Annotated in this window: 12 protein-coding genes; 5 read left to right on the forward strand and 7 right to left on the reverse strand. The window is 72.9% G+C overall.

Annotated features, from left to right (window positions below; genetic code table 11):
• Nucleotides 1–4: 4 nt before the first annotated feature.
• From ACZ7FF_RS21095 to ACZ7FF_RS21105, 3 genes are all read right to left on the reverse strand, one after another.
• On the reverse strand, nucleotides 5–859 hold the full coding sequence (locus ACZ7FF_RS21095) for a GNAT family N-acetyltransferase (protein WP_470813768.1): 855 nt from the start codon (nucleotides 857–859) through the stop codon (nucleotides 5–7).
• Nucleotides 856–1,377, reverse strand: coding sequence for a hypothetical protein (locus tag ACZ7FF_RS21100; RefSeq protein WP_470813769.1), 522 nt, complete (start codon nucleotides 1,375–1,377; stop codon nucleotides 856–858). The genes ACZ7FF_RS21095 and ACZ7FF_RS21100 overlap by 4 nt, the downstream gene beginning before the upstream one ends.
• Nucleotides 1,378–1,481: 104 nt before the next feature.
• On the reverse strand, nucleotides 1,482–2,144 hold the full coding sequence (locus ACZ7FF_RS21105; protein WP_470813770.1) for a chaplin: 663 nt from the start codon (nucleotides 2,142–2,144) through the stop codon (nucleotides 1,482–1,484).
• A gap of 283 nt (nucleotides 2,145–2,427) precedes the next feature.
• On the opposite strand from ACZ7FF_RS21105, the gene ACZ7FF_RS21110 reads away from it, so the two are divergent.
• Entirely contained in the window at nucleotides 2,428–4,038 is a 1,611-nt protein-coding gene (locus ACZ7FF_RS21110; RefSeq protein WP_470813771.1) for an alpha/beta hydrolase, read from the forward strand.
• A gap of 30 nt (nucleotides 4,039–4,068) precedes the next feature.
• Nucleotides 4,069–4,617, forward strand: a complete 549-nt coding sequence (locus ACZ7FF_RS21115; RefSeq protein ID WP_470813772.1) for a DUF4232 domain-containing protein — start codon at nucleotides 4,069–4,071, stop codon at nucleotides 4,615–4,617.
• Here ACZ7FF_RS21115 and asnB read toward each other — a convergent pair.
• Both asnB and ACZ7FF_RS21125 read right to left on the reverse strand, forming a co-directional pair.
• Nucleotides 4,590–6,431: an asparagine synthase (glutamine-hydrolyzing) gene (asnB, locus tag ACZ7FF_RS21120; RefSeq protein WP_470813773.1), complete on the reverse strand. Its 1,842-nt coding sequence runs from the start codon at nucleotides 6,429–6,431 to the stop codon at nucleotides 4,590–4,592. The two genes, ACZ7FF_RS21115 and asnB, sit on opposite strands and share 28 nt — an antisense overlap.
• A 280-nt stretch (nucleotides 6,432–6,711) precedes the next feature.
• Nucleotides 6,712–7,491 (reverse strand): alpha/beta fold hydrolase, encoded by a 780-nt coding sequence (locus tag ACZ7FF_RS21125; protein ID WP_470813774.1) that lies wholly within the window; start codon nucleotides 7,489–7,491, stop codon nucleotides 6,712–6,714.
• A 162-nt stretch (nucleotides 7,492–7,653) separates the two neighbouring features.
• Here ACZ7FF_RS21125 and ACZ7FF_RS21130 point away from each other — a divergent pair, with 162 nt between their 5' ends.
• Nucleotides 7,654–8,748, forward strand: coding sequence for a baeRF3 domain-containing protein (locus ACZ7FF_RS21130; RefSeq protein WP_470813775.1), 1,095 nt, complete (start codon nucleotides 7,654–7,656; stop codon nucleotides 8,746–8,748).
• Nucleotides 8,749–8,904: 156 nt separating this feature from the next.
• Nucleotides 8,905–9,930: a Gfo/Idh/MocA family protein gene (locus ACZ7FF_RS21135; RefSeq protein WP_470813776.1), complete on the forward strand. Its 1,026-nt coding sequence runs from the start codon at nucleotides 8,905–8,907 to the stop codon at nucleotides 9,928–9,930.
• Here ACZ7FF_RS21135 and ACZ7FF_RS21140 read toward each other — a convergent pair.
• On the reverse strand, nucleotides 9,920–11,944 hold the full coding sequence (locus tag ACZ7FF_RS21140) for a phosphocholine-specific phospholipase C (protein ID WP_470813777.1): 2,025 nt from the start codon (nucleotides 11,942–11,944) through the stop codon (nucleotides 9,920–9,922). The genes ACZ7FF_RS21135 and ACZ7FF_RS21140 overlap by 11 nt on opposite strands.
• 128 nt (nucleotides 11,945–12,072) lie before the next feature.
• The gene (locus tag ACZ7FF_RS21145; RefSeq protein WP_470813778.1) at nucleotides 12,073–12,486 is read right to left on the reverse strand and encodes an SsgA family sporulation/cell division regulator; all 414 of its coding nucleotides are present in this window, start codon (nucleotides 12,484–12,486) and stop codon (nucleotides 12,073–12,075) included.
• 349 nt (nucleotides 12,487–12,835) lie between these two features.
• Between ACZ7FF_RS21145 and ACZ7FF_RS21150 the strand changes: the two genes are divergently transcribed.
• Nucleotides 12,836–14,266, forward strand: coding sequence for a PP2C family protein-serine/threonine phosphatase (locus ACZ7FF_RS21150; protein WP_470813779.1), 1,431 nt, complete (start codon nucleotides 12,836–12,838; stop codon nucleotides 14,264–14,266).
• The last annotated feature ends 68 nt before the right edge of the window (nucleotides 14,267–14,334 follow it).

Consider the following 14,334-nt stretch of genomic DNA (forward strand, 5'->3'; position numbering starts at 1 on the left):
CGGGTCAGCCGAGTTCGAGGGTGGTGACGCCGAACACCCGCTCCAGGGCGTGCGCCCGGACCGGCCCGGTGTACATGCGGGCGGTCTCGAACGAGGCGCTGAATCCCGCCCCTTCGACGAGCGAGACGCCCGCCCGGTTCGGCTCGGGCACGTCGATGGCGACCTCACGGCCGGCGGACGCGGCCGTCAGCGCGGCGAACAGGGCCCGGGCGTCCGCTTCGGTGTCCGCGAAGAGGGGGCCGATGCGCAGAGTGTCGTGGCCGGGGCGGAGCACGCCGTAGCCGGTGAGACGCCCGCCGTCGTGGCGGACGTAGGCGCAGTGCCCGGGTCCGCCGAGCCACTGGGCGAGGAAGCGCGGGCGGTCGGCCGGGTGGCAGGCGCCGTCGTAGGCGATGATCGCGGGCAGGTCGGCGGGCCCTGCCGGACGGACGCCGGTGGGCGGCTCGCCGGTGGCGGCGGTGCCGGTGAACCGGACGGTGCGGTAGGCGAGTTCGAAGCCGGACTGGCGGTAGTTGTCCTGCTGGGCGACGACCCCGTCGAGGCCGACGGTGCGGTTGCCCGCGTGGGCCAGGGCGGTCTTCCAGGTGGTGAGGCCGTGGCCGTGGCCGCGCAGGTCGGGGCGGACCAGGTAGCAGCCGAGGAACGCGAAGTCGGGGCCGTGGTTGACGACGGAGACGGCCGACACCGGCTCCCCGTCGATCCGGCCGAGGAAGAATCCCTCGGGGTCCTGGGCGAAGAAGGCGGGCCCGTCGGACAGCCCCGGATTCCAGCCCTCCGCCGCCGCCCACCCGCTGATCACCGGCCAGTCGGCGAGGCCGGCCTGGGTGACGACGAGGTCGTGGGGGGCGGAAGACGTCATCGGTGCGCTCCATCTGCGTCGGGAGGTGACTGCCGACCGGCATCCTCGCGGATCAACGGCCCCCGCGCCATGGTGAGATCGGCCGTTGCGGAGCGCGTGCACCGGCCATTCACGGCCCGCAGCAGCGGGAGCGCCGACGCGAGGACGAACAGCGCGAAGAGCGTGATGGGCAGCAGACCCACGGGGTGCAGCAGCCGCGTGGGGTCGGCCCGCACCCAGGACCAGCCGACGATCCAGTTCGCGAGGGCGTCCAGCGCCATCACGACGGCCGCCAGACAGACGCCCGCCGGCCGTGCGCACAGCGCCAGTACGGCGACCAGCGGGTCGAGTACGACCAGCGCGACGAAGAACACCTGGATCGGGGGCGGGGCGAAGGAGGCGTAGACGTGCGGGCCGCCGCGCGCGAGGTCGAGGACGTGCGCGCCGGTCCCCTCCAGGAATCCGGCGGCGTAGACCACGAGGAGCCCGCGTGCCCACAGGGGGAGCGCCCGCCACCGCCGTCGTATGCCGTCCGTCACCGGATCAACCTACTGCACGCGCCCACACGGGAGTCGGGCACGGCACGGCGTCCGCGAAGGACCCCACCGGGCCGGCGTCCGGTGGGGTTCCCGGCTCTGGGGCTTCAGCGGTCGCGGCCCGGGCGGAAGCGGCGGTACAGGACCGTGCCCGCGAGGAGGAACACGGCGCTGCCGGCCACGGTGGGGGCCGTGAGGTCCGCGCCGGTGTGGGCGAGCGTGGGCGGGGCCGTCGCCGGGGCCGGCTGCGGGGCACGCGGGTGGGACCTGGCGGGGGCCGGCGGCTTCGGGGCCGGGGTGCGGGGGCGCGGCGTCTCGCCGTGGCCGTTGACGGACGTGTCACCCTGGGCCGGGTTGCCCACGCCGACGACGTCGACGCTGTTGCCGCTCACGTTCACCGGCAGATGGACGGGGAGCTGGACGCCGTTGCCGGAGATCAGCCCGGGCGAGTCCTTCGCGCCACCGTGGGCGAAGGCCCCGCCGGGCGCCGAGGACGCGCCGGCGGCGCTGCCGCCGCCGTTCGCGCACCTGTTGCCCGCGGCCGGGTTGAGCAGTCCCACGACGTCCACGGTGTTGCCGCACACGTTCACCGGCACGTCCACCGGGAGCTGGATGCCGTTGCCGGAGATCAGCCCGGGCGAGCCGGCCGCGGCGCCGTCGGCGGTGGCGCCGTCGGCCGCGAACGCGGCGGACACCGGCAGCGCCACGGACACCGCGCCGGAGGCGGCGGCGACGGCGGCGATCACACCGTTTCGGGTAGCCCGTCTCATAGGTTCCCTGCCTTCCAGACATGGTCGCGGGCACTCACCCGCACCTCGTAAAACGCGGGTGAACCATCCGAGTTATGGCTTATCGGCCTTTCACCCCATCGAGTGGCAGGGTTATCGAACCGCACGCAAAGCCGATCAATGATCACCAACGGGATTTCGGGGAGCGAAGGGTATGGCACCGGACGCAGTCGCGCCCGTCCGACAGGCGGGCCGCCCGGGGCCCGCTTATGGTGATCGGGAGGGCGCCGTCCCGGTCCGCTGCGGGCGCCCCGGGAGGCGATCGATGCTGGCCATGCTGTCCACACGGCCCGCTGTGCGGCGCTGCGCGGGTGCCTCGGTCCTCGCCCTGGCGCTGCTCGGCTACGGCCTGCCCACGACCGCCGCGGCGGCCGGCCAGACCCCGCCCGACCTGTCCCCGTTCTACCGGCAGAAGGTCGCCTGGGGGGTCTGCACGGGCCCGGACATGCCCAAGGACCTGCAGTGCGGCAAGGTGACCGTCCCGCTCGACTACGCCCGGCCCGACGCGGGTTCGCTCGACATCGCGCTGGCCCGCTACCGCGCCACCGGCAGGTCCCAGGGCTCGGTGCTGCTGAACTTCGGCGGCCCCGGCGGTGCGGGCATCAGCGAACTCGCTTCCAACGGCCGGGAGTTCATGGACCTGACCAACGGCTACGACGTGGTCACCTTCGACCCGCGCGGCGTCGGCCGCTCCTCCCCCGTCAGTTGCGGCGAGGGCAGCGACCAGGCCTCGGCCGTGACGGGCGAGAACGCCGACATCAGCCGGCCGCAGCCGCTGCTGCGGCAGTTGCGGCGGGCCGCGGGCGAGTGCGCCCGGAACTCCGGCCCGGTGCTGCCGTACATCGGCACGGTGAACGCCTCGCGCGACCTGGACGTCATCCGCCAGGCACTCGGCGACAAGAAGCTCAACTACCTGGGCTTCTCCTACGGGACGCGGCTCGGCGCGGTGTACGCGGCCCAGTTCCCGCACAATGTCGGCCGCGTCGCCCTGGACGGCGTGGACACTCTCACCGAGCCGCTGTCCGAGCAGGGCATCGCGGGCGCGGAGGGACAGCAGACCGCGCTGGACGACTTCCTGGACTGGTGTACGACGGACCTCGCCTGTCCGTTCGGGCAGGACCGGCGCACGGCCGGCGACGACGTGGTCCGGCTGGTGCGCTCGCTGGACCGCAGCCCCGAGCCCACGGACTTCGGCGGCTCGTTCTCCGGCCAGGACCTGGTGGGAGCCATCGGACAGGCCCTCTACAGCAAGAAGCTGTGGCCCTCTCTGGAGCGTGCGCTGGCCTCCCTGACGCAGGACGGCGACACCCGGGGCGTGCTGGCCTTCGCCACCGGCGGCGCCGGGCTGCCCCGCGGCCGGCACCCGGCCCACGACGGCCTGGTCGATCCCCAGGACGTGCCGACGGACAACCTCCGGGCGGCGCTGATGGCGATCGACTGCGCGGACGACCCCGACCGCCCCGACGAGGCGCGGGTGGCCAGGGACCTGAAGGACCTGAAGGCCGCGTACGACCAGGCCTCCCCGGTGTTCGGGCACTACCGGCTGACCCAGCTGCTGATGTGCTTCGGCCGCCCCAAGGGGACGAACTACATACGCGACCAGGTGAAGAACGTCGACTCGGCGCGGATGCTCCTGGTGGGCACGCGCGGCGATCCGGCGACGCCGTACCGGTGGACCGAGGAGACCGCCAGACGGCTCGGTTCCGCCGCGGTGGTGCTCGACAACAAGGGCGAGGGCCACACCGGGTACGGCTCCTCCAAGTGCGTGCACCGCCAGATCGACGACTTCCTGCTGTACGGCTCCCTGCCGCCGAGCGGCAGTTCCTGCCCGGCGGACGGGAAGGACTTCAGTGCCACCACGAACGCCACCGACTGACGCCAGGACCGGCGCAAAGGGGAATCCACCATGCGCATCCGCGCCGCCATCTCCGTATCCGCCGCCACGGCCGCCGCCGCGGCCCTGCTGCTGACCGCCCCGCCGGGGCAGGCCGCCACCGGCCGCTCCGGCCCCGCCCGCTGCGCCGAGCAGTCGCTGTCGCTGCGGGCGGCCGCCGTGCCCGGTGGGACGACCGTGCTGCGCGTCGCCGTCACCAACCGGGGCGGCCAGGCCTGTCTCGTCGACCGTGTGCCCACGGTGGTCTTCGGGAACCTGGACGGGGCCGCGCTGCCGGTGCCGCCCGGCGGCACCGGCGACTACACGCTCGCGGCCGGGGGGACCGCCTACGCCGACGTCCGGACCATCGCCGACCCGGCGGACCCGCAGGCCCGCCACGTCGGCACGGTCACCGTCGCCGCGTCCGCGGCGCACCGGGGCCACTCCTTCACCGCCGCCGGGCTCGGCACCGGCGGGCAGGTGCCGGTGTGGGAGCCGGTGACGACGTGGTGGCAGTCCTCGGCGGCGGCCGCGGACCGGGCCGTCGGGCCGGCTCAGCCGAGCGTGAGCTCGGGCGAGTAGACGTCCAGCCATCCGGCGAGGTCCAGGGTGCGCTCCAGGCCGCGCCGGGCCACCTGGGTGCTGACCGGGGTGCCGCGTTCGGCCGCCTGCCGGACCCGGTCCCGGTCCACGAGGTCGAAGACCGGGTGCGAGGGCCGCGCGAGCAGGTCCTTGGCCTGCTCCTGCAGGGCGCGGGCGTACTGCGGGTCCTGCGTGGACGGGTACGGGCTCTTCACCCGGTCGTACACCGAGCGCGGCAGGACGTCCGCGGCGGCCTCCCGCAGCAGGCTCTTCTCCCGGCCGTCGAAGGACTTCAGGGCCCACGGGGCGTTGTAGACGTACTCGACCAGCCGGTGGTCGCAGAACGGCACCCGGACCTCCAAGCCGACGGCCATGCTCATCCGGTCCTTGCGGTCGAGCAGCGCGCGCACGAAGCGGGTCAGGTGCAGATGGCTGATCTGCCGCATGCGGAACTCGAAGTCGCTCTCGCCGGCCAGGCGGTCGACCTGCGCGACGGCGGTGCGGTAGCCGTCGGCCACGTATCCCTCCAGGTCGAGCGACTTGACGAGGTCGGCGCGCAGCACGTCGGTGTCGTCGCCGAAGTGCCGGCCGAAGCGCACCAGCCAGGGGAAGGTGTCGGCGCGGCGCGCCTCCTCGTCGAAGAACTGGAGGTAGCCGCCGAAGACCTCGTCGGCGGACTCGCCGGACAGGGCGACCGTGGACTTCTGCCGGACGGCGCGGAAGAGGAGCAGCAGGGAGGCGTCCATGTCGCCGAAGCCGGCCGGCAGGTCGCGGGCCCGGATCACCCGCTCGCGCACGGCGGGGTCGGCGAGGGACTGCGCGTCGAGGACGATGTCCTGGTGGTCGGTGCCGGCGAGCCGGGCCACGTCGTGCACGAACGGGGTGTCGGGGGTGCCGCGCAGTTCGTCGGCGACGAAGTTGTCGGTCTGGCCGACGAAGTCGACGGCGAAGCTGCGCACCTTCTCGCCGTGTTCGGCGAGCTGCCGGGAGGCGAGCGCGGTCATGGCGGAGGAGTCGAGGCCGCCGGAGAGCAGGGTGCAGCGCGGCACGTCGGCGACGAGCTGGCGGCGCACGATGTCGTCCAGGAGCGAGCGCACGGTGGCGACGGTGGTGTCGCGGTCGTCCGTGTGCGGGCGGGTCTCCAGCCGCCAGTAGACGCGGGTCGAGAGGCCGGAGCGGTCGACGGTGACGACGGTGCCCGGCTCCACCTCGCGCATGCCGTCCCAGACGGCGTGCCCGGGGGTCTTGATCAGGACGAACAGCTCACGCAGTCCGTCGAGGGTGACGCGCGGGCGGGCCAGCGGGTTGGCGAGGATCGCCTTGGGCTCGGAGCCGAACAGGACGCCGTCGGGGGTGGGGTGGTAGTAGAAGGGCTTGATGCCCATGCGGTCGCGGATCATCACGAGCTTGTCGTGGCGGCCGTCCCACACGGCGAACGCGTACATGCCGTTGAGGCGTTCCGCCACGGCGTCGCCCCATTCGAGGTAGCCGTGCAGGACCACCTCGGTGTCGGAATCGGTGGTGAACCGGTGGCCGCGGGCCTCGAGTTCGCGGCGCAGCTCGGTGAAGTTGTACGCCTCCCCGGAGTAGACCATGGCGATGTTGCCCTCGGGGGTGGTGAGGGACATCGGCTGGCGGCCGCCGGGCAGGTCGATGATGGCGAGCCGGCGGTGGCCCAGCGCGGCGGGCCCCTCGGTCCAGGTGCCGCGGTCGTCCGGGCCCCGGCAGGCCATGGTCTCGGTCATCGCGTGCAGTGCGCCGGCCTCGGTGGTCAGGTCGCGGTCGAAGGACACCCATCCGGTGATGCCGCACATGCGCTGCCTCCCGCCTCCGGCCGGCGGTCCCGCTCCCCGTCCGCCTGCGCTTCAGGGGGTGGTCGGGGCCGGCCGGTGAACCCGTTGTATCGAGCACCTATATGACGAGCGTCCGTCAGGCACTCGGTGCCGGTCAACGCGGCAGCGGTCCGGCCTGCCTGGTGCGCCCGATGGATTCGGCCGTGTTTTGCCTCCGCGAAATCGAGGATCCGCCGTCCCACCCGGCAGGGAGCGGCGGGAACCGGCCACGGGCAAAAACTTCCCCAAACGGCGCGGCCCGTCACAGCTTCGCAGTCAGGAACCAGTCCAGCATCTCGGTCAGCTCGGCCGGCTTCTCCAGGGGCAGCTCGTGCCCCGCGTCCAGGATCCGGACGACCGCGTTCGGATAGGCCTTGGCCATCCGGAGCATCTGCCGCACCGGCAGCTGGACGTCGTGGTAGCCGTGCACCATCAGGGTGGGTGTACGGATCTCGCCGGCGCGGTCGAGCAGGTCGAAGGCGCGCATCGCGCCGTACAGCGTCATGACGACCTCACGCGGGGTGCCGGCGGAGGCGCGGATGTGCGCGCGGATCTCCTCGCGCGGATAGCCGGGGGCGAACGCACGCTGGATGTTGGCGGCGACGAACAGCTTGAACGGCACCAGCGTGGAGGCCGCCATCAGCAGGCCCCGGCCGCGGCTGTAGGTCATCCGGCCGATCGAGCACACCAGGACCATGCGCTCCACCCGCTCGGGGTGGGCGAGGGCGATGGTCTGCGCGATCATCCCGCCCATGGAGTGGCCCACCAGCACGAACCGCTCGGCCCCGAGGTGGTCCAGGAGCGCGAGCACGTCCTCGGCCAGCTCGGCGATCGTGCGCACCCCCGCTCCGGTGCTCTCCCCGTGCCCGCGCAGGTCCAGCCGGATCACCCGGCGTCCCGCGGAGAAGTGGGCGATCTGGTGGTCCCACCGGTGCCGGTCGGCGGTCCAGCCGTGGACGAACACCAGGGGCACGTCCGCCGCGTCGCGGGGGCCCTCGTCGTCGTACGTCAGGGCCGCTCCGGCGACTTCGAGCTGCGGCATGGGGCCTCCTGGGGTGCGGTCCGGTCCGATCCGGTTACTGACGGGTACGGTAGCCGCCCGCGGGGTCCCGAGTCACCGGAGCCGGGCAAGGAGTTCGGGTGAGTTCGGCAGGTCCGGATTACCCCGAATGCCGTACAGGTGAATCGGTCCTATCGTTCTGTCATGGAGCACGCACTGAGTCCCGCAACCCTTGCCCAACTGCGGCGTCCGCGGCCCTATCCTGCGGTGTCCGTGCTGACGCCGACGCATCGCCGCGGATCCGAGAGCGGCCAGGATCCGGTCCGCCTGCGCAATGTCCTGGCCGAGGCCAGGAAGCGCCTGGAGGCCGATCCCGCCGTGACCCGTGAGCGCCGCGCCGACGTCGAGACACAGCTCGACCGCGCGCTGGCCGAGGTGGACCTGGCGCACGCCGAGGACGGCCTGGTGATCTTCGCCGCCCCGGGTGAGCACCAGGTCTGGTCACTGGGCCGCGCCGTTCCCGAGCGCGTGGTGCTCTCGGACACCTTCCTCACCCGCAACCTGGTCGCCGCCCACACCGCCGAGCGGCCCTTCTGGGTCATGTCGGTCTCCGCGGACCGCGTCACGCTGTGGAGCGGCGGCCCGGACCGGGTCGTCGAGGACCATGCCGGCGCCTTCCCGCTGGTCCGCAGCCGGCCGAACTTCGACGCCGAGCGCCAGGAACGCATCGGCGATCTGCCCAGCACCTTCCGCGACGAGGGCACCCGCCAGTTCCTGCGCGAGGCGGACACCGCGATGAGCACGGTCCTGCGCGACCAGCCCCGGCCGCTGTACGTCACCGGGGAGCGGGCGGCGCTCTCGCTGCTCGACGAGGTCGGCAGCGTCGCCAAGGCCGCCGTGCAGGTGCGGCACGGCGGGCTCGCCCACTCCAGCGCCGAGACCGTGTGGCAGGCCGTGCGGCCGGTCCTGGAGGCGGAGGAGTCGAAGGACACCTCCTCCGTGGTCCGGGAGCTGACCTCGGCGCGCGGCCACCGGATGTTCGCGGCCGGCCTGGACGAGCTGTGGCAGAGCGCCCGGGAGGGCCGGGTGCGGCTGCTCGCGGTGGAGGAGGGCTACCGCGCGACCGTCCGCGACCTCGGCGAGCATCTGGTGCCGGCCGAGGCCGGCGACCTCGACGCCCGCGAGGACATCGTGGACGAGATCGTGGAGCAGTGCCTGGAGACCGGCGCCGACGTCCGCTTCGTGCCCGACGGCGCGCTGGCCGACGCGGACGGGATCGCCGGAGTGCTGCGCTTCTGAACCCCCGCGAATCCGTACCCCCGCGGTCCTGAACCCCGCGGTGCCGAACCCCCCGCCCCGTCCCGGCGTTCCGGCACCGGCCCGGCCCCGGCCCCGGAGTAAGCGCTCTCTCGTCGGCGTACGCTACGGCGTGATCGTCGGCGAGAGGGAGAGCGCATGGGTGAGCTGCTGGGTGTCGCGGTACTGGGTGCGGGGCACATGGGCGCCGACCACATACGCCGCCTCGACCGGGTGGTCAGCGGCGCCAGGGTCGCGGCGGTGGCCGATCCCGACGCCGAGCGGGCGAAGGAGGCCGTGGCGGGCCTCACGGGCGTCACCGTGCACACGGATCCGGAGGCCGCCCTGGACGCCCCCGGTGTGGACGCCGTCCTCGTCGCCTCCCCCGGGCCCGCCCACGAGGACGCCCTGCTCGCCGCGTTCGCCCGGGGGCTGCCGGTGCTGTGCGAGAAGCCCATGGTGCCGGACCCGCGAGGCGCGGTGCGGGTCATGGAGGCCGAGGTGCGGCTCGGCCGCCGGCTGGCGCAGATCGGTTTCATGCGCCGGTACGACGCCGAGTACCAGCGGCTGAAGGCCCTGCTGGACGGCGGCGGCCTCGGCCGGCCGCTGATGCTGCACTGCACCCACCGCAACGTCTCCTCCCCCGCCCACTTCACGAGCGCCATGCTCGTCAACAGCTCCGTCTCGCACGAGATCGACGCGGCCCGCTGGCTCCTGGGGCAGGAGCTGACGGCGGTGACCGTGCTGCGTCCGGCGTCCTCGGCGGGCGCCCCCGAGGGGCTGGTCGACCCGCAGTTCGTGCTGTTCGAGACCGAGCGGGGGACGCTGGTCGACGTCGAGGTCTTCGTCAACTGCGGCTTCGGCTACCAGGTGCGCTGCGAGGCCGTGTGCGAGGCGGGCAGCGCACGGATCGGCGACGAGCACACCATGGTGGTCACCGCCCGGGGCGGCGCCCGTGAGGAGGTGGCGCGGGACTATCTCGTCCGCTTCGCCGACGCCTACGACCGCGAGGTGCAGGCCTGGGTCGACGCCACCCGGCGGGGCGAGGTCACCGGCCCGGGCGTGTACGACGGGTACGCGGCGTCCGCCGTCGCCGAGTCGGGGGTCCGGGCGCTGGAGACCGGCGGCCGGGTGGCCGTCGACCTCGTCCCGCGCCCGGACCTGTACGCCGGGGTCAGCCGCTGACGCTGGCGGCGCCCGTCTCCAGGTGCCCGGTGAACCGGCGCGACCAGGTCGCGTCGGAGTCCACGGTCACCGTGAAGTCGTACCAGCCGTTCTGGTACGCGACGGCGTTGAAGAAGTCCTCCGCCGAGGCGCCGGCGGCCACGGTGTAGGTCCAGGGGCCGTCGCCGCGGTAGTGGTCGGAGGTGATGGTGAACTTCACCGCGGACGTGCCCGAGTTGGTCATCTTGAAGTAGACGGCGAGCTTGCCGGTGCCCGGCTCGACGGCGTAGCGGCAGCTCACCTCCGCCGACTTGCCCGCCTTGGCGGCGTCGCCCTGGAAGCGGCGCAGGAAGCGGTTGGGGCCGGTCATCGTCAGGTCGTACTTGCCGCCGCCGAAGCCCGTGCCGATGTTGAAGGAGTCGGAGGCGGTGCCGCCCGCGTCGACCGTGTACTGCCAGGGCGTGGTGTCCCGGTAGGCGTTGGGGTGGATGGAGAAGTGGGCCGCGCGGGCCGCCGGGCCGCCCTGGTTGGCCATGGTGAACCAGGCGAGGATCTTGCCGGCGGCCCCGAACTCCAGGTGGTCCAGGTAGCCGTTGGGCTGGTACGGCAGCGCGCGGGCGGGGCGGGTTCCGGTCTCCTGGACGGGCAGGGCGTTGTCCGTCGGGGCCGGGTTGGGCAGCGGGCCGCAGGTGTCGATGCCGATGACACTGGTCGCGGGCAGGCTCACCGGGCCGTAGACCGGGTGGGCGAAGTCGAACACGCCGGTGAGGTCGCCGCTCACCCTGCGCCGCCAGTCGCTGATGTTGGGGCATCCGGCGGGCTTGCCGAGGGCGTTGGTCCAGGTCTCCAGGAAGCGCAGCACCGAGGTGTGCTCGAAGACCTCGGAGGACACCCAGCCGCCGCGCGTCCAGGGCGAGATGACGATCATCGGGACGCGGAAGCCGAAGCCGTACGGGACCCCGTTGAGGAACTCGCCGGCCGTTCCGGCGGGCGGCGCGGGCGGGGGCACGTGGTCGAAGTAGCCGTCGTTCTCGTCGTAGTTGAGGAACAGGACCGTCGAGTCGAACACGTCCTGGTCGGCGGCGAGGGCCTGGTAGACGAGGTTGACGAAGTGGGCGCCGTCGCCGGGCGGGGCGTAGGGGTGCTCGGAGAAGGCCTGGTTGGGCACCACCCAGGAGACCTGCGGGAGGGTGCCCGCGAGCACGTCGGCCTTGATGGCGGCCGCGATGTCGTCCGGGGTCGAGCCGGTCGCCCTCGGCACCGAGGACATGCCCCGGTCGTACAGCGGGTCGCCCGGCTTGGCGCCCGCGAAGCTCTTGAAGTAGGCGCAGCCGTTGTCGCCGTAGTTGTCCGCCGCGTTCTGGTAGACCTTCCAGGTCACCCCGGCGGCCTGGAGCGCCTCGGCGTAGTTCTGCCAGGTCAGCCCGGACTCGTCGCCGCCGTCGTAGCTGGAGGGGTCGACCTTGCCGCTCCACAGATAGGTGCGGTTGGGGCCGGTGGCGCTGAGGGTGGAGCAGAAGTAGGCGTCGCAGATCGTGTAGTTGTCGGCGAGCGCGTAGTGGAACGGGATGTCCGAGCGGTCCAGGTAGCCGAGCGAGCGGACGTTGCCGACGCCCAGGACCCAGTTGTCCATGCGCCCCTTGTTCCAGGCGGAGTGCTGCGAGGACCAGGAGTGGGGCAGGTCGCCGTTGCACTGCGCCAGGGTCTCGCCGTCCTTGCCGCCCGCGGACGGGGTGGCGCTGAGCTTCCAGGGGTACTGGCGGCCCAGGCCGTTGGGCTGGTTGAAGACCGGGTAGCCGCCGCTCAGGCTGATACCGCTGCGGTCCGCGAAGCCGCGCACGCCCTTGAGGCGCCCGAAGTAGTGGTCGAAGCTGCGGTTCTCCTGCATGAGGATCACCACGTGCTGGACGTCCTTGATCGTGCCGGTCGCCGTGGTCGCCGCGGCGGCCGAAGCGCGGGTGCCGGCGCCGAGCGCCATCCCCGCCGCCATGGAAGCGCCCAGTCCCACGAAGCCTCTTCGGCTGATCGGTGTCATTCGCCCCGTCCTCGTCCCGGGAGTGCCCCTGCGGCACACCGCGCGCCAGGGTGCACGCGGTGATCGTCAGGGTCCATACCCGTGCGGTGAGGCGAAGGTGAACAAAGTTCAAAGATGCCGGGCGCTGCTCAGACCCCGCCGAACAGGGCGCTCAGACCCCGCTCCACCACCCCCGTCACATCCTCCTGCCCCGGCGCCACCACCTCGTAGGTGTGCACCAGGAATCGCCGCAGCGTGGAGGCGGGGAACTGGAGCAGGGCGAGGCCGTACGGCGAGTGGAACTCCAGCACGGTCCGCGTGCGGCCGTACGGCCAGATCTGTACGTCCCCGTGACCGGCCGGGCTGCGCAGCCCCTGGTCGAGCAGGGAGCGCGCGAAGGTCCAGGTGACCTCCTCGCCCTCCAGGGACGCCTCGGCCGGGAAGTCCAGGAAGACGGCCAGCGGATCGTCGGTGGTGTAGCGCAGGGTGGCGGTCACCGGGATCTCCTGGTCCTCCGCGGTGATGAGCCGGGCGTGGGCGGGCTGTTCGACGCTGATGTCCATGCCTTTATGGAGTCGGTCGAGGCGCTTCGCATGCCGCCAAATCCGGTCAGAGTTCGATGCGTACCGGCCGGTCGGCGGCATCATGGAACACACGAGCGTCGAACACCCGATTGGGCACGGCATCGGAGTCGATCGGATGGGTCAACTCCCGTAGGGCTTCTACGACTTGAAACGTCGAACGCGTACGCCATTCGTACCCCGGGAACACTCCGGAAAGACTCTGGCATATGCCAAAAGCACCACCGTATCGTGTGTTGCCAAATCCCTTACGGGGCGTCGCGGGCTGTGCGAAAGTCGTAGCGGTCCCCCCGTTCCTCCTTGGCCGTACCGTTCCCCTTCGGAGTGCGAAATGCCGTCCCCCATCTCCGCGGACCACCCAGCCGCCCAGCCACCCGGACGCGGCTCGGTCGAGGCGCTGATATCGCAGGCGCGGCGACTCAAGGGCGACGTGGACGCGGTACGGCGGGACGCCCGGGACGGCGCCGGAGGGGACCCGGAGGAACGCTGGCAGCGCGCCCTGTACGACCTCGCCCTGCACCAGCTGGACGACCTGGACGCCCACTTGGCCCAGCTGCGGGACGGCCCGGCACCCCTGCCGCCCGCCCCGGCCGAGCCCGCCGTCCGGCCGGCCGCGGCCGGCGCCCCGCGCGGATCGCTGCTCAGCCGTGTCGGCAGCGCGGAGTGGAACCTGCTGACGGACGAGGCGACCTGGTCCGGGGAGCTGTACCGGATCCTCGGCCTGGACCCGGACGAACCCGCCCTCACCCTGGACGAGTTGCCCTCCATGGTCCTGGACGAGGACCGGTCGACGCTGACCGCGATGGTCACCGACTGCCTCGTCGACGCCAAGCCGATCGACGGAGAGTTCCGCGTCGTACGGCCCGACACCTCGGTGCGGACCGTGCACATGATGGGCGAGCCCGTGCTCGGGGCCGACGGCGGCACCGCCTCGATGTGGGCCGTGCTGCGGGACGTCAGCGAGCTGCGGCGCACCCAGCGCACGGTCCGGGAGACGGGCGACTCGCTGCGGCTCCATCGCAGCCGGGAGCAGACCGAGCACCGGATCGCGGCCGAGCTGCAGGAGGCCGTGCTGCCGCCCTGGCGCGGCTCCCTGCGGCTCCCGCACCAGGGGCCGCGGACCCTGGACCTCGCCGCCCACCGCCTGCCGCCCGCCGGCGAGACACCGATCGGCGGGGACTGGTACGACGCGCTGGAGCTGTCCGACGGCGACACCCTGCTCAGCGTCGGCGACCTCACCGGCCACGGGGTGGCCGTCGCCTCGGGCATGGCGACACTGCTCGGCGCCGTGCGCGGCATGGCGATGGCCGGCGCCCAGCCCGGTCAACTGCTCGCCATGCTCAACCAGTTACTCGACGCCACCGTGCAGCCCGCCCTCGGCAGCGCCGTCTGCTGCCGCTACCGGCCCGAGACCCGCTCCCTGGTCTGGGCGCAGGCAGGACACCCCGCCCCGCTGCTGTACCGCGACGGGACGGGGCGCGTGCTCGGCGCGCCGGACGGCGTGCTGCTCGGCGCCACCCCGGGCGCCGTCTACGGGCAGGCCGAAGTGGCCCTGGAACCGGGCGACCTGCTCCTGCTGCACACTGCGGCTCTGGTGCCCGGGCACGGCGGAACCGCCGTCGTGGACCGCCTGCTCGGCCTCGCCCCACGGTTCGGCGCGGCGCGTACCGCGCAGGACTGTGTGCGGACGGTGGTCGAGGAGTTCGGCGGGTCCGGACGCGAGGACGACGCGTGCGTGCTCGTCGCCAAGGTCACCGTATGAGCCGAGGTCACCGCGCCAGGTGACCCACCCCGCGTCACACGGCTCGGGGTACGAGGCGCAGGGGCCCC

The organism is Streptomyces sp. NPDC037126 (assembly GCF_055605965.1).